The organism is Methanobacterium spitsbergense (genome assembly GCF_019931065.1).
In the GTDB taxonomy this organism is placed as follows: domain Archaea; phylum Methanobacteriota; class Methanobacteria; order Methanobacteriales; family Methanobacteriaceae; genus Methanobacterium_B; species Methanobacterium_B spitsbergense.
This window is the reverse complement of the sequence record NZ_JAIOUQ010000009.1, coordinates 152,459-173,114: the sequence shown is the minus strand read 5'-3', so window position 1 is coordinate 173,114 and position 20,656 is coordinate 152,459. Positions and strand designations below refer to the sequence as shown.

Sequence of the window (20,656 nt, the reverse complement as noted above, 5' to 3'; positions counted from 1 at the left end):
AGTATGATGAAATACGTTCTTATATCTTGAATATTTAAATTGTTAATAATATAAATAATGCATCAAATAATAATTTATAATTATTATTAAGAGGTTTTATTTGTGATTGAATTGTAAAAAATCATTGAAAATGGAGAATCTGAAAAAATAGAGTTTAAAAACTCTTTATCATTGTCTAATGCCCTTTATACGGCTATTTCTGCTTTTTCTAATAAAAATGGAGGTTCAATATTTGTAGGAATAAATAATAACAATCAAGCAGTTGGGATAAGTTTAGGTAAGAATACTTTGGAAAATTTAGCCAATAATATTCAGAGAAATACTGATCCTTCGATATTTCCTACAATTAAAGTCGTACAAGAGAAGGGTAAAAATATTATTATCATTAAAATCGAAGAAAATGAAGAAAAACCCGTATTTTTTAGGGATAAATCATTTATTAGAGTTGGAAAAACTAATCAAAGACTTTCTTCATCAGAAATTAGAAGAATGGTTCCAGATGGTCATAGTGGAGTATATTGGGATGAAAAAATTTGTGAAAATGCCCTAATAGAAGATATTGATATAGAAAAACTCAAATGGTTTTTAAAGGAAAGCAATAACGAAAGAAATCGAGATTTAGATCCTGAATTACCTATTAAAGAAGTTTTAAACAAATTAGATTTAATTAAAGATAATAAACTTACTAATGCTGCTATTTTACTTTTTGGTAAAGATCCTCAAAGATTTTTTAGACAAGCCGAAGTACAATGTGCTAGATTTAAAGGTACAAATCCCATTGATTTTGCGGATAGAAAAGTTTTTAGTGGAAATATTATTGATCAAAGAGATAAAGCCACGGATTTTGTGAAGGATCATATAAAACTCGAAACGACTATAATTGGAACTGAAAGGATTGATAAATGGGAATATCCAATTGAAGCTATTAGGGAAGCTATTACTAATTGCATATGCCACAGGGACTATAAATTAAATTCCAATATTCAAGTTAGGATTTTCAATGATCGAATAGGAATTTGGGGATGTGGACCACTTCCAGATCATCTGACAATTAAAGAAATAGAAAAACCTCACAATTCCCATCCTAGAAATCCTTTAATTGCAAAACGATTTTTTGATATAAAATTCATAGAACATTGGGGAACAGGAATAGAACGAATAATACAAAGTTGTTTAGACGCAGGACTTCCAAAACCTCTTTTTGAGATTAAATCCGGAGATTTTGTCGTAACACTTAAAAAATACAAAATAACAGACGAAATATTAAAAGAATTAAACAGAAGACAAAAAAAAGCTATAGATTATTTACTCGAAAAAGGTAGCATAACGAACAAAGAATATAGAACCATAAACCCTGAAATTAGTCGACGTACAGCATTGAATGACTTAAGAAAAATGGTTGACAAAAAACTTATTAGTTTAGAAGGATCCGGATCCTCCTCATATTATATTTTGGTTTATTAAATACAACCACTGCGCAACCACTCTCAAAAATGATTGGTATTTATTATCAAATATGATAAGTTTATTACTAATTTCGACATACTAATTATAAAATATATAATACAGAATAATTATAGGTTTGATACTATTTAATTTTTGACTTTTAAATCAATTAGAATTAATAAATGTCCAATTACCATTTATTTTAGCTTTGGGCAGCTAATAATATCGCTAAAAAACCTTTCAGTAGTCTCTGCAGCTTCAATAGCATCATCACTTGTAGTTACATTTCCAAGTGTTAGAACTCTCTGACTATGAGGTTCATGGTGGACTATGTCATGTCTATGTCTGATGAGTTCATTAACTTCAGGAAAATCTACTTTTAATTCAGATTTCATTAACTTTCTGTATTTTCTAGAAATATTACCCTTCCTAAAGCTATTTGTATAAGTAGAAGGTTTTGTGAATCGACTATATTCTAAAAGGAAAGCTTCAATAGCATTTGTACTCATAGATATGGCTGCCATTGCCAAACAACTAATTTCTATATCATCACTGGAATGCATGGCCATTAGCTAATCTCTTAATACAACATGACAAATTTGGGCTCAAACTTACTAAATATTCGACCTATCTGTAATCATCAACATTGTTAAATTTCCTACACATCTAATAATTTGAATATTATAGAATTAAATATGTTTTATATTCATTTAAGATTTCTTTTTGAGATTAAATCCGGAGATTTTGTTGTAAACACTTAAAAAATACAAAATAACAGACGAAATATTAAATGAATTAAATCTAAGGCAACGAAAAGCAATGGATTTTTATTCAAATAACAAAGAATGATTATAGGAGTATCAATCCAGGTATCAGTAGATCTACAGCATTAAGCGACTTAAAAGAGTTAGTTGATAAAGGACTTATAGCTTTAGAAGGTTCTGGACCGGGCGCACATTATATTTTAGTTTCCTAAAATCAATAACTAATCATCTTGGTATGTTAAATCGAATACTTTTAAGTTAGAGTAGTTTTATTTTAATGCAGTCCTTTTATAATCTGCATTTTTTACATTCCTCTCTTGATACTTAGTTTTCGTATGTATTGCAGTTCTTATCTGATAAGATTTATCTACATCAGATTGTTATTATCACTCATTTAAAATGGAATGAAAGAAGATTACTAACGGGATAACTAGATATTTCCACTGAATTACTATCATATTTTACTTTGATTATCTGATTTTCTTCATCAATACCAAATCATTTTCGAGTTTAAGTGTTTTTATAATTATCTATAAAAAAAATTCATAATATTTTAACATAATCTGATAAAAACATGAATATTTGATGATTCAAAAAATGAGCTTATTCTAATTCAATATTTATATTAAACTACTTTTTTAACCTTTTTTTTATAATACGAGTTCCACATATTTCACATTCATCATACATATATTCTGGAGGGTATTTTTTTTTACATCCCTTGCACACTTTTACCCACCCATATATCCCCTTAATTCCCTCGGTTAAAACACTCCTGTAGGGCATTTCAACTATTTTAAGAACATTTTGCATCGAATAATCATCTGTAACAACTACAGGATTCATAGATTCTCTTTTAAGTCTAAATGCAAGTGCTATAAGATTTTTATCGGCTTCAGAAAGTCTTAGTACATCCCCTGATTTTATTATAATCTTAGAAACATTTTTAATATCTATTAATTCAGGTTCCAAAATCCGTATAGATCTTTGCTCAATTGCAGATTCTAGAATCAATTTAGATTTCAAATCTTTTATCTCTGAAATAACTGATGCTGTAATAAAATTCTGGTACTTTTTTGAGGAAAAACCACCTATAATTGCAGATGCATCAAGAACATATACTTTATGGTACATATAATCATTTATTTCTTCTTTAAATAATATAAATTGATTAGTTTTAATGAAAAGTAAAAAATAACATAAATAATTAAATCAAAAAACCTCCTGTTTACTCTTTTATTTTAATTATTGGAGCTTAAAGATCGCTTTTTATAATTTTAAGGGCCGATGTGGAAAAGTTTTTATGTTATAAAAAACATACACTACCGATGAGGGAGGGTATAATTAGACTCCTCTTAATTTTTTTCGCAAAAAATTAACCGCCTCCGATTTGGACCTAATGCCCTCCCTCACCCCATAAGGAATAAATTAACATCATTTAACTAGTTTTTTTAATAATAAACCCTTTTTTTGTATATTCTATTTCGATTAATATTAAATACCAAATTTAAATTGCAAAATAATTTTAATTCCAATAAACAAAATATATTTAAAAACTTTATAATGAATTTAGATTGAAAATAATTAACCATATTATATCAATCAATTGGTGATCTTATGAAAAGTAAAAGCATGGAAGAACACAAGAAGAATGTGCCTAAATCAGTAAAATTTGGAATTATTACATTAAGTGACAGTAAACATAAAGATTTTTTAGAAAATAAAACCACAGACATATCTGGTAACTTAATAATAGATTCACTGAAAAAAGAACACAAATTAGTATTCTATTCAGTAATTCCTGATGATTCAGAACTACTACTTTTGACTGTTGAGGACATTATAAAAGAGCGCGGTGTAGATGTGATAATCACAACTGGTGGCACTGGTATTGGGGTTAGAGATATAACAATTGAGACTTTAAAACCACTTTTAGAAAAGGAAATCACTGGTTTTGGTGAAATATTCAGATATGAATCATACAAAGAACTGGGTACAGGAGCCATATTAAGCCGTGCAACTGCAGGTGTTTATAAAGATACACTAATTATTTCATTACCCGGGTCTCCAAATGCTGTAAATACTGGTTTAAAGATCATCACCCCCGAATTAAAACATCTTGTAAAACATGTGCATGAGGGATTATAGGATCTTGTATATTGAAAAAAAAAATAATATAAAAAAAATTTGTCATCTAAAAGAAATCATTTACTGAAACTAAAGGTTCTAATTCAATTCCTTCCTTTTTTAAATTATCAATGGCACCTTCATCTCTATCAACAATTACAAATGCTTTTTTAACCAATCCTCCGTTTTCTGATACTGCCTTAACAGCTTTAATAAGGGAACCCCCTGTAGTTGTAACATCTTCAAGAACAATAACTTTATCACCCTCTTGAAGGTCTCCTTCTATTAGTTCTGAAGTCCCATAACCTTTTTTTTCCTTTCTTATCATCAGCATGGGTATTGAAGACAAAATAGAAACAGCAGTAACTATTGGAATAGCCCCAAGTGCAGGCCCTGCTATTTTATCCACATCGTTGGTATCTAATTTTTCAGATATTATTTCAGCTACCTTTGTAAGGATTATAGGGTCTGTTATGGCTCTTTTCATGTCAACATAATAGTTGCTTTCTTTACCGGAAGATAGGGTGAACTTTCCATATTTCACTACATGGTTATCTTTCAGAAGTTTTATGAGTTGATTTTTAGTGTTTTCCATTGGGATCACTTGAAAATATAGATTTTTATTACTTATATTTGAATTTATATAATTGTTAAATTGTGATCATTTGAATGATTTATTGCTATCTCCAGTTTTGAAACTTTCACAAGATTTACAAACTGCCTTTTGAATATTGTAACATTTTCCACAGATTATGCTGCCACAAAGAGTGCATGTGTACATTTTACCTGGTCTGCCACATATACTACAGATACCACTAACTTCCAAATTATTCACCTACTAAAAAAAATCAGTATTATATGAAACATAATTTTAATTTGTAATATCTTTTTTATAAGATAAAAAATTAGTTTAATTTAATTTACTGTTCAGTTCCTTCCCCTTCTTTGATGGTGTCTTTTAATAGTATTTTATCGCCAATCTTCTTTACCATGTCATAAGGTACTATTGTTTCACCCTTAGATATTCCAAGACCCTCTGAAATTCCGCCCTTTCCAAGTATGAATGCTTCTAATGTTTTGGTTTCAAAATCTACCTCTACATCCTTCACCTTACCAATTACAATTGCAGAACTATCAAGAACTTCTTTTCCAATAATTTCTTCTATTATCCTCATGGTTTCACCTTTATATAACTATGATTAGCTTACAAAATTACAATCTTATTTAAGTTTAATATTATACTTAAAGTTTTATTTTAAAAAAGAAAGGGAATCTGCATGTTTTATTATTATAAATAACTAAAATTGAAACTAGACTATATTGGGAATAATTTATTGTTAGAAATTAGTTCTTTTTATTTGAAGTATTTTAATATTTCAAAAATAAAATAAAAAAAAATAATAGAAGAAATGGGTCTGTTTATCCCACATCTTTAAATGCTTTGTCTAGTATTTCCTTACTTGGCGGTTTAGTGAGTAAACTAACAACTATTGTTAATATAAATGCTAGAGGAACACCAATAACCAAAGGATCTACTGTTGGCCAAGGCATAGTTGTTATTAGAATCACTTTACCTGTCAAAGCTTTGCTTACTCCAAGGGCTGCTGCTGCTTTCTGGTTTATAAACAGATATGAGATAGCTGTGTATAGTGTTCCAACAACAAGTCCCGCAATTGCACCTTCCTTGGTTGTACGTTTCCAGAATAATGCACAAACGTACATGGCAAGGAAAGCAACCGCTGTCAAACTGAACCACATAGCAGTACCTACGGCAATGATGTTTGCTGGGAGTATAAAACCGAGTATAACTGCTATGAAAACAGCAACAACAATACCTGCTCTAGCAACCATCACAGAGGATCCACCTACTTTATTTGACAACGTTTCATATATGTCTCTTCCAAGAGCTGTTCCCTGAACATGGAACTGTGCGCTTAATGTTGACATTGCTGCTGACAGTAGTGTTATCATGAACAGATATGCAAACCACAGAGGCATAGCAGTTGATATAAAGAGAGGTATTATTTTATCAGCGTTACCTCCTGCTGCTTGAACAGCTAGCTGTCCAGAATGTTGCATAAAGTAAACATTTGATAAAGCACCCACAATGAATGCTGTTCCAGTCATCAGGGCTATGAAAACTCCACCAATTAAAACAGCTCTGTTAAGTTCTTTGTTGGATTTTACTGTCATGAATCTTACAACAAGTTGTGGTTGAGATAAAACTCCTATTCCCACTCCCAATATCAGCGTACTAACAAGCGTCCACCAGAAGGGACTGCCAAGTGTTGGCATCGTTGTCCATCCTGTAGACCCTGTACTTGATGCTGCGGCTGGTACCATTGCAGACATTCCAGAAAGTAATTCATTGGCATGAACAACCCCACCAAGAAGCCAGTAAGTTGATACTAAAAGGAATGCCATTCCAAAGAACATTATGGTTCCTTGAAGGGCGTCAGTATACATAACACCCCTTATTCCTCCGAAAACAACATAAACAGCAACTATCACTGCCATTGTAATCAGTGCTATATTGTAGTTAAGACCCAATGTTGTTTCAACAAATCTGGCCATACCTATTAAAACCACCCCTGCATAAAGGGGCATTGCAAGGAATATAACCAACCCACTGAAATATTGTATAAAACGACTATTAAATCTCTTAGATAAAAATTCCGGGAATGTTAATGCACTTAAATTGTGCCCCATTTTTCGGGTTCTTTTCCCAAAGAATACAAATGCAATAAAAATTCCAACTAGAATGTTCAAAAATGTGAGCCATAAAAGACCCATACCATAAACACCTGCTGTTCCCCCAAAACCAACAATTGCAGCGGTACTTATGAAAGTAGCACCATAACTTAATGCCATAATATAAGGATGAGTATTCCTACCTGCAACCATGTAATCCTCAGAACTTTTGGTTCGTTTCCATGCAACAAAACCAACATAGAAGATCATGAGGAGATAAATTAAAACTACTATACTGAGTATGAACAAATCCATTTAAATCAAACTCCTAACCCTCTTCATCCCATAATCCGAGTTCTTTTTCTTCCATATCCTTTTCTTTATCATACCATGCTATTTCTTCCGAAATTTGCCCATTTTCATCATCTCCGCCCTTATTCCAGTTTATAACACCATAAACTACACATAAAAGCGTTACTAGGATACAACCAATATATGCAGCTGAAATCCAAGGATCGCTTATTCCTAAAACCACTGTCGCACCTCCATAAAGATTTAAATTTTATAAACTATATACATTAATAATGTTAAATCTAAAAACCTTTTAAATCTTTCTATTAGTTCTTAGGTTTAGTTAAAATAGTTCAACTTTTTCATAAGACTTCTGAATAAATTTTAATATATCTTCAATTGTTAAATATTATTAACAACATAATTAATCCAGAAAATAATGGATTATTAATTGGATAATAGTTTCAATTGTAAATTAGTATCATTTATTTAAGTGATTTAAATCCCAATATATGTTTATAACCTGCAATTACATTTATTAAGGACATTTTGAGTTTATTTAGGAGGTTAAAATTTGATCACCAAGTTTGAAGAGGTCTTTGATAAAATAAAATCACATCCAAAAAAACAGATTGCTGTAGCGGTAGCACATGATTCAACGGTTCTTGAAGCAGTTACAATGGCAGAAGAGCTAAATATCACAGATTATATACTCGTAGGTGATGAACAAAAAATATTAGACATATCAAAGAATGCAGGATTTGAAATTAATGAAAATAAAATTTACAACGAACCTAATAATATAAAAGCTGTTAAAAAGGCTGTACAACTTGTTAAAAGTAATAGAGCAGATATATTGATGAAGGGTTTTGTGAATACAGACGATTTTTTGCGTGGAGTATTAGACAGGGATAATGGTTTAAGAACTGGTAAAGTAATGAGCCATGTGTATGTACTTGAAAGCTCAGCACTTAAGCGATTGCTCTTTATTACAGACGGTTCTATGAACATATATCCAGATCTAGAAACTAAATGTAGTATTATATTAAATTCAATATACCTTGCAAATATCTTTGAAATAGAAGAACCTAAAGTAGCCATTACTACTGCAATAGAACTTGCTAACCCTAAAATGCCATCTACAATTGATGCAGCAGTACTTGCTAAAATGAGCCAACGTGGACAGTTCAGTGGTAAAATTATAGACGGACCTCTTGCACTTGATAATGCAATCAGTCCATGGGCAGCCGAACATAAAGGAATAGGTGGGCCAGTAGCAGGCAAAGCAGACATTATAGTAGTTCCCTCAATTGAGGCAGGTAATATATTATGTAAAGCCCATGTTTACCTTACAGGCGGTAACCTTGCAGGTGTGGTTATAGGGGCTGCAGCTCCAATAGTATTAACTTCCCGTGCAGATACTTCGCAGTCTAAACTTAATTCTATTGCAACTGCGGTTTTGACAGCAAATATGGAGAGAACTCTCAGTATCAAATTTGGAAATGTACATTACTAAACAAAAATTATAGAAATTAATTTTTATAAATTAGTTTAAAAATGAAAAAAATTATTGGAATGTAGTTGGCTTAATCATTTTGGAATAACATTATTATTCCCATGATTAACAGCCACAGACCAATTAATATTCCTAAATAGATTGGGTTGGTTACTATTGATCCTACGATTATGTACAATAAACCAATAATAATTGATACTACACCATTCCATCTACTATTTCCCGCCTTTGTGATTACACCGATTATACCAGCTATCACAAAGAATATACCTACAATGTATATAATTAATCCTGCTAAGAAAGCAAAAAGAGCAGGGTTGAAGATAAAGCCTATTCCAAGAATCAATGCTATTATACCCAGAAGTATCTCTAGAATTCCTAGAATTATACTCTCACTAATTTCAAATAATCCTCCAAATAGCATCCCTAGACCAAAAAGAAGGACTAAAAATCCTGTGATTACAGCTGCAGGTACAACTCCTAAAACAGGAAATGCCAAAACAATTAGACCAAGAATAATAAGAATTATTGCAATGCCCATTTTTTGCATATTTTAACCTCCATGTTTATCCAACAAACCTCTAATTCTGTTGTATTATATATAATTAGTTAAATATAAATTTTATTGTTGGAAATGCATGATATTATCCGGTTCCAGACATCAATAAATAGAAAAATCATATTATTGTTAAAATTTAATTATGTTAAAAAACAAAGATTATAGTAATTAACAACACACAATTATGAGGTGATATTTTTGGCATACATATCTGAACCAATTACTTTCAGTAAAGAAATTGAAGGTTTAACAAATGATTTAATAGTACCAGAAGGTTTTGTAAAGGATTTCCATTTTTCTACAGAGAAACATCTTATGGTTATTATGCGAGTTGTTGGACCAGACACAAATAAAGTTGTAGATTTTTTTGAAAATGGTGAAGACAATGTTTATAACATACAAACCGTTTCAGCTCTTGATGGTAGGGAAATAAATGATGATTTCATATTAACAGACCTCTATCTTGATGAAGGGCCTAACTTATCGGTAGATATTGATATAGAACCTCCTATGGTCAGAGTAATTTTAGACTTTTTAATGAAATAAATTCAATATATAGTTTGAGAAAGTCCAACAATATCAAATATGTAATTTCTGACAGAAATTTTTAGGAGATAATATGGAAGAAAGGGTTTTTATTGAAGAACAACCTAAGCCAGCTGAAGAATCTTTGCAAAATGCATTTGGAGAAAGTTACAGATATTTCAAAGGACTGATGGATATTTCAGATTCCTATACTAAAGATTGGAATTTCTCTAAAACAAGCGGGTGGATGTTAAAAGTTCATGATAATAAAAAAGCACTTTTCTATATTACACCATTAAAGAATGAGTTCAAAATAAGTATGGCAATCAGGAAAAGTGAATTAAATACCTTCCTAAAGGATATTGATTTGAAAAAAATTCATAAAAAGTTATTAGATACAAAAGAATATAGAGAAGGATTTGTTATCAGATTTAAAACTAATGATGATGATTACAAAAACTTTGAACTTCTTATAATGAAATTAATATCCATTAGAAATTAAAATCATAAAATTGATATATTAATTGAATAATTTGAATTAGTGAAAATTTCTATTACTATTTTTTTTTAATATGTATTTTTAATTTTAGAACTCAATAAACTCCCATAATTTAGTGATATGTAAAATAAAAACTTAGCAGAGATATGAATTACATCGATTATTTCTTGATGCTTATTATAAAAGCTCGTGGCCAGATAATACTTTGACTTCAGGATATTCTAATAAAAATTCACATATCTGTTCTAAAGTCTTTTGTGCCAGAGTTATATCTTCAGTATAATCACATGGAGCTATTTTAAGTCTTAAATTGTCACTTATAAAACTTGCATCCATTGTAAGTAAAATTGGCCCATCTAGACCGTTTATTAAATATGAAATATGTCCTTTTGTGTGTCCTGGAGTTGAAATTGCCCATAGTGATCCATCTCCAAGAAGATCTGCACATGGACCCCATGGTGGTATCTCATTTAATATGGAGAAGTCTATTTCATATAACGTATCAATATCCTTTAAAAAATCTCCATATATTTCTGGCTGATATTGTTCTATTTCTCCCTTTCCAACAATGTAAGGAATTTCTTTAGGCAGTTCTCTTACACCAGCTATGTGATCCGGGTGTAAATGACTTAGAAAAATACCTTCAAGCTTTATTCTATTATTTTTCAGGTGGAATCCAATATTTTCATTTTTCTCTTGGAAGAATTCATCTGCAAATTTTCCTTTCACTCCTCCATACGGATCATATGTGTACATTGCATCCAATCCTGCATCAATAAGGTAATTTCCAAATACATTGTGCTTAATTAAATGTGAAATAATAGGTACATTGAGTATTTGATCCTTAATGTAGCCAGCGTGGGGATGTTTAATGTTGATGGTTCCTCTTCTATTAATTTTTACAGAACCTGTTTTGAAACTTTCGAGGATTATATCACGTGGATTTTGAAAGATTTCACTCCAGCTTTTCTGTGCACTTTTTTTAATTTTAAACTCTTTTATCTTCATTTTAAAACCAGGAAAGAAAAATAAATATTTGGAATGGAATTATTTTCTTTCCACTCCATTAAATATCTTATCAATGAATTCCTTTTCAGGAGGTTTAGTTAAGTATGTTACAACTATTGTTGCAATTATTGCAATGGGTAATGCAATAATAATAGGGTCTACAGTAGGCCATGGTAAAGTGGTTATAATAACTGTCTTTCCAGTTAATACTTTTGATATCCCAACTGCCTCTGCTGATTTCTTGAAACCAAATAATAACCAGAAAAGGCTTGTAAGTGATCCTGAAACAAGCCCTGCAATTGCCCCAGCTTTAGTAACTCTTTTCCAATATAATGCTGCAACATACATTGAAAGAAATGCTGCAGCAGTTATTCCAAACCATATGGAGGTTCCAACTGCTATTACACTTGCTGGCAAAATAAATCCTAATATCACAGCAATTATAACAGCTACAACAATCCCCGCTCTTGCAACAAGAACGGAAGATCCTCCTGTTTTACCAGATAATGTCTCATAAATATCCCTACCCAGGGCTGTTCCCTGAACATGGAACTGAGCACTTAATGTTGACATTGCAGCAGATAGTAAAGTGATCATGAAAAAATATGCAAACCATAACGGCATTGCAGCAGCAATAAAAGTTGGTATTACAGTATCTAAGTTTCCACCCGAAGCTTGAACCGCTGTTAAACCAGTATGTTGGTAGAAATACAGGTTAGATAATGCACCCACAACGTATGCACCAAATGTCATAACAAATATGAAAACACCTCCAATTAAAACTGCCCTATTAAGCTCTCTATTGGATTTAACAGTCATAAATCGTACAACTAGCTGTGGTTGAGAAAGTACACCAATACCCACTCCCAGTATAAGACTTGAAACAAGAGTCCACCAGAAGGGACTACCAAAAGATGGCATGGATGTCCAGCCGGTAAATCCTGTTGCCACAGCTTTGGCAGTTGCATTTTGAGGAACAATATTTACAAGATTACTTAGAGCCTGATTTGCATCAATAACTCCACCCAACATCCAGTATACAGCACCTAAAAGAATAATCATTCCAAAGAACATTATGGTTCCCTGCAGTGCATCTGTATACATTACGCCCCTTATTCCCCCAAATACAACATAAACTGCAACTATTATTGCCATTGCAACAAGTGCAAAACTGTAATTTATTTGAAGTGTGGTTTCAACAAACCTCGCCATTCCAATAAGAACAACAGAGGCATAGAGAGGCATTCCTAAAAATATCACTGCCCCTGAGAAATACTGTATGAATTTACTGTTAAAACGACGTGAAACAAACTCTGGAAATGTCAAAGCATTTAAATTATGCCCCATCTTCCTTGTTCGTTTACCAAAGAAAACAAATGCAATAAATATTCCAACGATAATATTTAAAAAAACAAGCCATAAAATTCCCAAACCATAATTTGCGGCTACTCCTCCAAAACCCACAATTGCGGCGGTACTTATAAATGTAGCACCATAACTTAGGGCCATTATGTAGGGATGAGTGTTCCTTCCAGCCACCATGTAGTCCTCAGAACTCTTAGTTCGTCTCCATGCTACATAACCTACATAACCTACCATTAGGAGGTAAAACAATACAATTATACTCAACATAAAAATGTTCACAATACCCCTCCGTTTAACATAATAATATCTATTGTTACTTATTACTCACAATACCAGAAACAACTCAATGACCACCTAAGATCCATTTGATGTATCTAATCTTTGTAATTCTTAGTTAATATTAATCTAATTTATAACGAGTGTATAAAACTTTTTCTTAAATGCATTGAACACTTTTAGTAACCAGCATGTAAATGACATGGATTAATGAAATATTTTAATAAAATATTAATATTAAAATTTAAATGCCAAACTTTTATTAATCCATCAGTTAAATTCAAACATGGAAATTTCAAGTGAGTTAATTGTGATCATCATTTTAATCATGAATAACTGGTTATAATTCATTTGGATAGTTATGGGGGATAAAATGATCTGGAATAAAGAAGCAGAATGTATGTCTGATGATACTAAAGAAAATTTACAACTTAAAAGGTTAAAGGAAGCAGTTGAAAATGCATATAATAATGTTCCATATTATAAAAAGCGTTTAGATGAAATGAACATTAACCCCGAAGATATAAAAACTCTTAAAGACATTGAAAAACTTCCTTTTACAACGAAAGATGATTTAAGGGAAGCCTACCCTTTTGAAATGTTTGCAGTTCCTAGAAAAGAAATAGTAGAAGTTCACACATCATCAGGTACAACTGGCAAACCTACTGTATCAGGCTACACAAGGGGAGATATAGAAATATGGAGTGAAGTCATGGCCAGGGGTTTATCAATGGCAGGGGTCACTGATGATGACATAATCCAAAATACACATGGTTATGGTTTATTTACAGGTGGTTTTGGTGTTCATTATGGTGCTCAAAAAATAGGAGCCACAGTAATTCCAATTTCAACAGGTCAAACCAAAAGACAAATTGAAATCATGCAAGACTTTGGAACTACTGTCATGATATTTACTCCATCATATGGACTTTACCTAGCTGAAGAAATCGAAGAAGAAGGAGTAAAAACAGAAGATCTCGATTTTAAAGCCATTGGATTCGGAGCAGAAATGTGGACAGAAGAAATGCGTCAAAAAATTGAAAAACGATTCAATGCACCCGCCTATAACATTTATGGACTCACCGAAATAATGGGGCCTGGTGTCGGGCTTGAATGCAGTGAACAAGAAGGTCTACATATTTTCGAAGATCATTTCTATCCTGAAATAATTGATCCTGAAACCCTTCAAACATTGCCTGATGGAGAGACAGGAGAACTTGTTTTAACTACTTTAACTCGTGAAGGTACCCCATTAATACGTTTTAGAACCAAAGACGTTACACGGCTTAAAAGAGGTAAGTGTGGGTGTGGAAGAAATCTTGTTAAAATGGATCGAATTACAGGCCGTACAGATGACATGATGAAGATTAGAGGCGTTTCAGTATTCCCATCACAAATTGAGAAGGCTCTTCTAAGAATTGACGGAGTGGAACCCCATTATCAAATAATTGTTACAAGACCACATTTAATGGATGAACTCGAAGTAAGGGTTGAAGCATCTGAAGGACTTTTCTCAGACGAAATTAAGGAACTTGTGGGAATAAGACAAAAAATTGAAAATTATATACATAACGAAATAGGTTTAAGAGTCAAAGTAACGCTTGTCGAGCCTAAAACACTTCCTAGAAGTGAAGGAAAAGCTGTGAGAGTAATTGATAAAAGGGAACTATAATCTGAGTAATATTACACTGATTATCAAAATCAAAATCATAAGGGGATTAAAATGAAAATAAAACAGTTGTCTATATTTTTGGAAAACAGAAAAGGTAGAATGAAAAATGCATTAGATGTACTTGAAAAAGGTGGAGTAAACATTAGAGCCTTATCAATAGCAGACACTTCAGATTTTGGAATTTTAAGGTTAATTGTTCCAGATCCTGAAGAAACCAAAAAATTACTCGAAGACAACAATTTCATTGTGAAAATTGGGGAGGTTATAGCCGTAAGAATGGCAGATCATCCTGGAGGATTGGGTGTAATCCTTGGAATTCTGGATGATAATAATATCAATCTTGAATATTTATATGCATTTGTAGAAGAAAAAGAAGAAATGGCAATTGTACTTTTGCACCCAGAAAATATTGACGCAGGAATTAAAGCACTGCAAAATGGAGGAGCAAAAGTAATTTCAGCAAAGGAAATATATGGGTTGTGAACTACCCCTTCCTTTCGGAAGGAGCTTCTTCCTTCATTAAATCCACTAATGTGGTTTTTTTCAGAGAAGCTTTAATTTCCGTAGTTCCTACGGTACTGATTAGATTAAGTGTAGTATGCTTGGTTATCGCATACGATAATATTAATTATTGTTAAACTATTATTTATATGTAGTGGTTGGATTCATCCCCACCCTCACACATGGGGTATTCTCCAACATTAAGATAAATTAACCTAGCCATTTAATTATCTTCTTTATTTCCATTTTATTTTCAAAAAAGATGATGAAAAATTGTAAATTATTAAAATTCAGGGAATAAATAAATGAAGGAATTATTTAGTTAGGATGATTTAATAGAATCAAATCCACGTTCAAATGCATTCAGATTGATATCCAAACTCTTTTCAGGCAAATTTGCCTTCATAGAATCAATGACAATTTCTTTTTTGAGAGGAAATCCATTTACAGCAGCTGCTCCTCCAAGCATGACCATGTTCATTGATAGCAAATGCCCAGATTCCTTTGCAATTTGATCGGCATTAAATGCATAAACTTTCATTGATTTATTGTTAAGTTCGCATAGTATATCTTCAATTTTAGGATAGGAAAATTCACCTGCATTTAGGTTAAAAGGATATATTGTGGATGTATTAACTATCACAGATGTTTTACGACTTAACTTTGGAATAGCACGTAATGCTTCTATAGGTTCAAAGGATATTAACAAATCTGCTGAACCATATTCTATTATGGGACTGTATGCATCACCAATCTTAAGTTCGGTTGACACGCCTCCACCTCGCTGAGCCATACCATGTACCTCGCTCATAACAACAGGCATACTACTTTTCATAGCTGCTTCTCCAAGAACAGTTGAAGTCTTTATGATTCCCTGCCCTCCAACCCCTGAAATATAAATATTGTAAGGTTTCATTATTCATCGCTCCAATAAATAAATTTAGAATTTGATTATTTGTTAAAACTATTTTTTTATCCCTATTGCTTTTTCAGGGCAAATTTGTACACATACATTGCATTTATTGCAGATCTGAGGGTCAATATGAATTGAACCATCTTCATCAGTATATATAGCTGTACATGCAAATTCTGTGACACATTTAGCACATGAATCACATTTATTCTGTTTCACTTCAAGGCTGAGGTCACTTTTTCTTCCTCTCTTAATGAGCATGCAGGGATATCTGGATATTACAACTGCAACTCCATTGAATTCCAGTGCCTCTTTAAACGTTTCCTGAGACTTTTTAACGTTTAATGGATTTATTAATCTTAAAAATTTAACACCTGTAGCTTTTACTATTTCTTCAATTGAAATTTCAGGAGCTTCCCATCCCATACCATCCACAGGCAGTCCCGGATGTGGTTGGCCTCCTGTCATTGCAGTTGTTCTGTTATCCAAAATAACCAGAACAAATCTGTTTTTATTATGAACTGCATTTATGAGCGGAGGTATTCCTGCATGGAAAAAAGTTGAATCACCAATAAAACTCACAACATTTTGATCTGTTGCCTTTGAAAATCCACAACTAGTTCCAATAGAAGAACCCATGGAAAGCAAATAATCAGCTGAATTATATGGTGAAGCCACTCCAAGCGTATAACAACCAATATCAGTCGGATAAATCACATTTTCTAGACTAAGTTCTGCAACTGCTTTTTTAACAGAATAATATGCTGCCCTATGGGGACATCCAGGACACAGAGTAGGTTGACGTTCGGGAATGGCAATTTTACTCACATTTGCATTGCATATATTCAAATTAGAATCAATAACTTTGTTCAAAGCATTAAGAACAATGTTTGGGCTGTACTCATATATCATTGGCAATGTACCATCCAGTTTGCCATGAATATTTTTTTTAAGCCCATTTTGCCCTATAATTGACAGTACTTCCTTTTCCATTATGGGATCAACCTCTTCAACAATAATCACAGTTTCAAGGTCTTTAATGAAATCCAGTACAAGTTGATCTGGAAATGGGTAAGATAATGTTATCTTCAAAACATTAATTTCAAGCTGGTTCTCCTCAACAGCATCCATAACATAATTAAATGCACTTCCACTTGAAATTACACCTATTTTTCCATTTTTATTAACAATTGTGTTCAATGGAGAGTTGTTGGTAATATTCTTTAGTTTTTCCATTTTTTCCACAAGAATTTTATGCATCTGCATTGCTGTGGAAGGTACAGGAACAAATCTTTTGGGATCCCATTTGAAAAACCCCTTTTTGGGTTTATCTACATTAGTACCTGTTTTAACTACTCCCCTCATATGAGAAACCCGTGTTGTAGTCCTCATAAGTATTGGCAATTTAAATTCTTCAGATAACTCATAGCTGTATTTCATAAGATCCTTTATTTCCTGCGGATTTGAAGGTTCAACCATGGGGATATTTGCAAGTCTTGCATAGTGCCGGTTATCTTGTTCATTCTGTGATGAAAACATTGATGGATCATCTGCAGATAAAATAACCATACCTCCCTCAACACTTGTATATGCCACACTCATAAAGGAATCTGATGCAACATTTAAACCAACATGTTTCATGAAGGTAAAGGATCTTACACCTGAAGCTGCTGAAGCTGCAGCAACTTCTAGAGCTACCTTTTCATTAGTCGAAAATTCAAAATATATTCCTGCATCGGTTGCAATCTTAGAAAATACATCTCCAATCTCTGATGAAGGAGTACCAGGATAAGTGGATGCTAATCCAACCCCTGCTTCTATTGCACCTCTTACAGTTGCTTCATTTCCGAGCAAGAATAAATTTTCATTTTCGCTTGCTGTTAAAATTTCTTTTATATCCATGATGATCACTTAAAATTAAAATCATTATATTTCTGATATAGCTTTTATTATTTAAATGAATAAACAAATTATGTAAATTATTAATTTCTAATTATTTAATTAACAATAGTTCCATTTCACATTATTGATATGTAACACAAGAATATATTTGTTTATCAATCCTATGCAGATTTTAAAATTAAATATTTCTTGATCAATTAATTAATTTAAAATCATAGTTCTAAGTAATAATACACATTAAAAATAGTTATGGACATATAAATGATTAAAAAAGCCAAGATCCAAGATATGGAAGTTGAATATGAAGTTATCCATAGAAAAGTTAAATACGCTAGATTAGAAATTAAAACTGATAAATTGCGGATTATAATGCCTTTAAATTATAATAAAGAAGAAGAAATTATAAAAAAACATGAAAATTGGATATATAAAAAGTTAAGCAGAATAAAAGCATCCCAAGAAGAGGCAAATAATAAAGAACTAAACTTTCTCATGACCGAACCAGAATTCAGAGCGATTGTTTTGTTATTTGTTGAAAATTTATCCAATGATTTGAATGTAAAAGTGAATAAAGTTTATTTCAAGAAGATGAAAACTCGATGGGGAAGCTGTAGCTCAAAAAAGAATATTAACATAAACATTTACTTAATGCATCTCCCCATTTATCTTATAGAATATGTAATATTCCATGAATTAACCCATCTAGTTGAAATGGGACATAACAAAAGATTTTGGAGCATAATATCCACAAAATATCCTGATTACAAAAAACAAGAACACGAACTATTAATTTATTGGCTTCTAGTAAGAAAACTCATTGATACAGAACATTGAATCAATAAACATTTTGGAGAATATATTTCACTACTTATAAATTATTTATAATATATGAACCAATATCTAACCATCTAAATTAAATGGAATTTATTCATTCAGAAAGGTTAAATGATTTAATAATAAGAATTAATGAGCTTTTAATTTAAATAAATCTTTTTTAATTAGATTTTTAGTAAAAAAATTGGAGATAGAAATGTTAAAGGTTAATGTTCTGAGGCAAGACCCAGACATGGGTGAAAAACCTCATTTAGAAAGTTATAGTGTTCCTGAAAATGATAAGATGAAAATTCTGGATGCGCTGAATTATATCAACACAAAGTACAATGCAAATATAGCCTACAGATGCTCTTGCAGAGCAGGTCAATGTGGATCATGTGCTTTGAAAATGAATGGGAACGTGGTTTTAGCTTGCAAAGCCGAAATAACAAATAATGCAATTATTGAACCACTTGACTTTGATGTGATCAAAGATTTGGTAGTTGACAGGTCCAAATTTGATAAAAAAGTTGGAAAATTGGATCTTTATTTAGAAGGTGAATGTACAAATCAGGAATGTCCTGCTGTAATAAATCCTGAAGAATATGCAGACACAAAAAAGATTAGAAGCTGTATTGAATGTTTATCCTGTATATCCGCATGTCCGGTAGTAAACGAAACATCGGAATTTGCAGGTCCATACTTCATGCGGTACATTTCCAAATTTGCAATGGATCCAAGAGACTGCGCAGATCGTGCTAGTGAAGGGTTTGACGAAGGACTTTATTGCTGTACATCTTGTGGAAAATGTGCAGAAGTCTGTCCAAAGGAAATAAACACCTTTGGATCCGCCATTGAAAAATTGAGAGCAATTGCATGCCAAGAAGATGTAGGTCCTCTACCTATTCACAAAGAAGTTATGGAGCTCATAAAAAAAACAGGCCGCTCAGTTGAACCACTTGGCAAAGGAACCATGGGAAAAGGGTTTATAAAAGCAGTTTCAGAGGGAAAAATAGATATCGCGAACAGTAAACAATCAGGAATAAATAGTGAAGCCAATTCAGAATCTAAAACAAAAAAACCAAAAGTAGCATTTTTCACAGGTTGTATGGTTGATTACAAGATTCCAGAGATAGGAGTTGCATTTCTGAAAGTGTTGGAAGACAATGATATAGATGTTATTGTTCCAGAAGATCAAGTGTGTTGTGGTTCACCATTACTTAGAACTGGACAGACAGATCTGGTTTCTGATCTTGTTAAGAAAAATGAAGAAGTCTTCAAAGACTACGATACCATAGTTACAGTATGTGCTGGATGCGGTTCAACCCTTAAAAATGACTATCCAAAATATGGAGTTAATCTGAATGTGGTGGATATAAGTGAATTTTTAGCTGAAAGATTAAACACAGCAGATATGAAACCAGTTAACATGCGAGTAACATACCATGACCCATGCCATCTTGTTAGAGGGCAAGGAATAAGTAAAGAACCTCGAGAAATACTTAAAAAAATTAAAGGGCTCGAATTTGTAGAAATGGAATTTCCTGACCAGTGCTGTGGTGCAGGTGGAGGTGTAAGGGCAGGAAAACCTGAAATAGCAGCGGGGCTTGGTAAAAAAAAGGTTGATATGGTTAAAGATTTGGGTGTAGATGCAGTTATAACCATATGTCCATTCTGTGAATACAATATCAGAGATAGTTTAGAGAAAGCAGGAATAGAAAATGTAAAGGTTATGAATATTCTGAAGCTTCTTGAAATGGCCTATGATTGTTAAATTAATGAATTAAA

Annotated in this window: 21 protein-coding genes; 9 read left to right on the top strand and 12 right to left on the bottom strand. The window is 32.2% G+C overall.

Features of this window, described 5'->3' with window-relative positions; all coding sequences use genetic code 11:
• The first annotated feature begins 120 nt into the window (after positions 1 to 120).
• Positions 121 to 1,464, top strand: coding sequence for an RNA-binding domain-containing protein (locus K8N75_RS08785; protein ID WP_338038039.1), 1,344 nt, complete (start codon positions 121 to 123; stop codon positions 1,462 to 1,464).
• Between the two features lie 179 nt (positions 1,465 to 1,643).
• On the opposite strand, the gene K8N75_RS08780 is transcribed toward K8N75_RS08785, so the two are convergent.
• Positions 1,644 to 2,015 carry a hypothetical protein gene (locus K8N75_RS08780; RefSeq protein WP_223791693.1) on the bottom strand — a complete coding sequence of 124 codons (372 nt, stop codon included), beginning with the start codon at positions 2,013 to 2,015 and terminating at the stop codon, positions 1,644 to 1,646.
• Between the two features lie 825 nt (positions 2,016 to 2,840).
• Positions 2,841 to 3,344 (bottom strand): PIN domain-containing protein, encoded by a 504-nt coding sequence (locus K8N75_RS08775; protein ID WP_223791692.1) that lies wholly within the window; start codon positions 3,342 to 3,344, stop codon positions 2,841 to 2,843.
• A 483-nt stretch (positions 3,345 to 3,827) separates the two neighbouring features.
• On the opposite strand from K8N75_RS08775, the gene K8N75_RS08770 reads away from it, so the two are divergent.
• Positions 3,828 to 4,358, top strand: a complete 531-nt coding sequence (locus K8N75_RS08770) for a MogA/MoaB family molybdenum cofactor biosynthesis protein (protein ID WP_223791691.1) — start codon at positions 3,828 to 3,830, stop codon at positions 4,356 to 4,358.
• A gap of 46 nt (positions 4,359 to 4,404) precedes the next feature.
• On the opposite strand, the gene pyrE is transcribed toward K8N75_RS08770, so the two are convergent.
• From pyrE to K8N75_RS08745, 5 genes are all read right to left on the bottom strand, one after another.
• Positions 4,405 to 4,932, bottom strand: coding sequence for an orotate phosphoribosyltransferase (gene pyrE / locus K8N75_RS08765; protein ID WP_223791690.1), 528 nt, complete (start codon positions 4,930 to 4,932; stop codon positions 4,405 to 4,407).
• Positions 4,933 to 4,998: 66 nt separating this feature from the next.
• Positions 4,999 to 5,163 (bottom strand): hypothetical protein, encoded by a 165-nt coding sequence (locus K8N75_RS08760; RefSeq protein ID WP_048191144.1) that lies wholly within the window; start codon positions 5,161 to 5,163, stop codon positions 4,999 to 5,001.
• Positions 5,164 to 5,257: 94 nt separating this feature from the next.
• Positions 5,258 to 5,512 carry a PRC-barrel domain-containing protein gene (locus tag K8N75_RS08755; protein WP_048191145.1) on the bottom strand — a complete coding sequence of 85 codons (255 nt, stop codon included), beginning with the start codon at positions 5,510 to 5,512 and terminating at the stop codon, positions 5,258 to 5,260.
• 244 nt (positions 5,513 to 5,756) lie between these two features.
• Entirely contained in the window at positions 5,757 to 7,343 is a 1,587-nt protein-coding gene (locus K8N75_RS08750) for a sodium:solute symporter family protein (RefSeq protein ID WP_223791689.1), read from the bottom strand.
• A gap of 13 nt (positions 7,344 to 7,356) precedes the next feature.
• Complete coding sequence (locus K8N75_RS08745; protein WP_223791688.1) at positions 7,357 to 7,563, bottom strand: symporter small accessory protein; 207 nt, start codon at positions 7,561 to 7,563, stop codon at positions 7,357 to 7,359.
• A gap of 330 nt (positions 7,564 to 7,893) precedes the next feature.
• Here K8N75_RS08745 and K8N75_RS08740 point away from each other — a divergent pair, with 330 nt between their 5' ends.
• Positions 7,894 to 8,835 carry a bifunctional enoyl-CoA hydratase/phosphate acetyltransferase gene (locus K8N75_RS08740; RefSeq protein ID WP_223791687.1) on the top strand — a complete coding sequence of 314 codons (942 nt, stop codon included), beginning with the start codon at positions 7,894 to 7,896 and terminating at the stop codon, positions 8,833 to 8,835.
• 70 nt (positions 8,836 to 8,905) lie between these two features.
• Here K8N75_RS08740 and K8N75_RS08735 read toward each other — a convergent pair whose 3' ends face one another.
• Complete coding sequence (locus tag K8N75_RS08735; protein ID WP_223791686.1) at positions 8,906 to 9,385, bottom strand: DUF308 domain-containing protein; 480 nt, start codon at positions 9,383 to 9,385, stop codon at positions 8,906 to 8,908.
• 198 nt (positions 9,386 to 9,583) lie between these two features.
• On the opposite strand from K8N75_RS08735, the gene K8N75_RS08730 reads away from it, so the two are divergent.
• On the top strand, positions 9,584 to 9,940 hold the full coding sequence (locus K8N75_RS08730; protein WP_420830715.1) for a hypothetical protein: 357 nt from the start codon (positions 9,584 to 9,586) through the stop codon (positions 9,938 to 9,940).
• 73 nt (positions 9,941 to 10,013) lie between these two features.
• Complete coding sequence (locus tag K8N75_RS08725; RefSeq protein WP_223791684.1) at positions 10,014 to 10,421, top strand: DUF3788 family protein; 408 nt, start codon at positions 10,014 to 10,016, stop codon at positions 10,419 to 10,421.
• A gap of 174 nt (positions 10,422 to 10,595) precedes the next feature.
• Here K8N75_RS08725 and K8N75_RS08720 read toward each other — a convergent pair whose 3' ends face one another.
• Together K8N75_RS08720 and K8N75_RS08715 are read right to left on the bottom strand one after the other, a co-directional pair.
• Entirely contained in the window at positions 10,596 to 11,426 is an 831-nt protein-coding gene (locus tag K8N75_RS08720) for an MBL fold metallo-hydrolase (protein WP_223791683.1), read from the bottom strand.
• 39 nt (positions 11,427 to 11,465) lie between these two features.
• Complete coding sequence (locus K8N75_RS08715; RefSeq protein ID WP_255590922.1) at positions 11,466 to 13,058, bottom strand: sodium:solute symporter family protein; 1,593 nt, start codon at positions 13,056 to 13,058, stop codon at positions 11,466 to 11,468.
• A 382-nt stretch (positions 13,059 to 13,440) separates the two neighbouring features.
• Between K8N75_RS08715 and K8N75_RS08710 the strand changes: the two genes are divergently transcribed.
• On the top strand, positions 13,441 to 14,739 hold the full coding sequence (locus K8N75_RS08710; protein WP_223791681.1) for a phenylacetate--CoA ligase family protein: 1,299 nt from the start codon (positions 13,441 to 13,443) through the stop codon (positions 14,737 to 14,739).
• 51 nt (positions 14,740 to 14,790) lie between these two features.
• The gene (locus K8N75_RS08705) at positions 14,791 to 15,222 is read left to right on the top strand and encodes an ACT domain-containing protein (RefSeq protein WP_048191156.1); all 432 of its coding nucleotides are present in this window, start codon (positions 14,791 to 14,793) and stop codon (positions 15,220 to 15,222) included.
• A 340-nt stretch (positions 15,223 to 15,562) separates the two neighbouring features.
• Here the strand turns inward: K8N75_RS08705 and K8N75_RS08700 are convergent, their stop codons facing one another.
• The gene (locus K8N75_RS08700) at positions 15,563 to 16,156 is read right to left on the bottom strand and encodes an indolepyruvate oxidoreductase subunit beta (RefSeq protein WP_223791680.1); all 594 of its coding nucleotides are present in this window, start codon (positions 16,154 to 16,156) and stop codon (positions 15,563 to 15,565) included.
• Between the two features lie 48 nt (positions 16,157 to 16,204).
• Positions 16,205 to 18,055: an indolepyruvate ferredoxin oxidoreductase subunit alpha gene (iorA, locus tag K8N75_RS08695; protein WP_223791679.1), complete on the bottom strand. Its 1,851-nt coding sequence runs from the start codon at positions 18,053 to 18,055 to the stop codon at positions 16,205 to 16,207.
• Positions 18,056 to 18,316: 261 nt separating this feature from the next.
• Here iorA and K8N75_RS08690 point away from each other — a divergent pair, with 261 nt between their 5' ends.
• Together K8N75_RS08690 and tfrB are read left to right on the top strand one after the other, a co-directional pair.
• Entirely contained in the window at positions 18,317 to 18,889 is a 573-nt protein-coding gene (locus K8N75_RS08690; RefSeq protein ID WP_223791678.1) for a M48 family metallopeptidase, read from the top strand.
• Between the two features lie 196 nt (positions 18,890 to 19,085).
• Positions 19,086 to 20,642 (top strand): fumarate reductase (CoM/CoB) subunit TfrB, encoded by a 1,557-nt coding sequence (gene tfrB, locus K8N75_RS08685; RefSeq protein WP_223791677.1) that lies wholly within the window; start codon positions 19,086 to 19,088, stop codon positions 20,640 to 20,642.
• Positions 20,643 to 20,656: the final 14 nt, after the last annotated feature.

Excerpts from the sequence above, each read along its gene's own strand:
- K8N75_RS08780 (WP_223791693.1), bottom strand. The coding sequence starts at position 2,015 with ATGGCCATGCATTCCAGTGATGATATAGAAATTAGTTGTTTGGCAATG.
- K8N75_RS08775 (WP_223791692.1), bottom strand. The coding sequence starts at position 3,344 with ATGTACCATAAAGTATATGTTCTTGATGCATCTGCAATTATAGGTGGT.
- K8N75_RS08770 (WP_223791691.1), top strand. The coding sequence starts at position 3,828 with ATGAAAAGTAAAAGCATGGAAGAACACAAGAAGAATGTGCCTAAATCA.
- pyrE (WP_223791690.1), bottom strand. The coding sequence starts at position 4,932 with ATGGAAAACACTAAAAATCAACTCATAAAACTTCTGAAAGATAACCAT.
- K8N75_RS08755 (WP_048191145.1), bottom strand. The coding sequence starts at position 5,512 with ATGAGGATAATAGAAGAAATTATTGGAAAAGAAGTTCTTGATAGTTCT.
- K8N75_RS08750 (WP_223791689.1), bottom strand. The coding sequence starts at position 7,343 with ATGGATTTGTTCATACTCAGTATAGTAGTTTTAATTTATCTCCTCATG.
- K8N75_RS08735 (WP_223791686.1), bottom strand. The coding sequence starts at position 9,385 with ATGCAAAAAATGGGCATTGCAATAATTCTTATTATTCTTGGTCTAATT.
- K8N75_RS08725 (WP_223791684.1), top strand. The coding sequence starts at position 10,014 with ATGGAAGAAAGGGTTTTTATTGAAGAACAACCTAAGCCAGCTGAAGAA.
- K8N75_RS08720 (WP_223791683.1), bottom strand. The coding sequence starts at position 11,426 with ATGAAGATAAAAGAGTTTAAAATTAAAAAAAGTGCACAGAAAAGCTGG.
- K8N75_RS08715 (WP_255590922.1), bottom strand. The coding sequence starts at position 13,058 with ATGTTGAGTATAATTGTATTGTTTTACCTCCTAATGGTAGGTTATGTA.
- K8N75_RS08710 (WP_223791681.1), top strand. The coding sequence starts at position 13,441 with ATGATCTGGAATAAAGAAGCAGAATGTATGTCTGATGATACTAAAGAA.
- K8N75_RS08705 (WP_048191156.1), top strand. The coding sequence starts at position 14,791 with ATGAAAATAAAACAGTTGTCTATATTTTTGGAAAACAGAAAAGGTAGA.
- K8N75_RS08700 (WP_223791680.1), bottom strand. The coding sequence starts at position 16,156 with ATGAAACCTTACAATATTTATATTTCAGGGGTTGGAGGGCAGGGAATC.
- iorA (WP_223791679.1), bottom strand. The coding sequence starts at position 18,055 with ATGGATATAAAAGAAATTTTAACAGCAAGCGAAAATGAAAATTTATTC.
- K8N75_RS08690 (WP_223791678.1), top strand. The coding sequence starts at position 18,317 with ATGATTAAAAAAGCCAAGATCCAAGATATGGAAGTTGAATATGAAGTT.
- tfrB (WP_223791677.1), top strand. The coding sequence starts at position 19,086 with ATGTTAAAGGTTAATGTTCTGAGGCAAGACCCAGACATGGGTGAAAAA.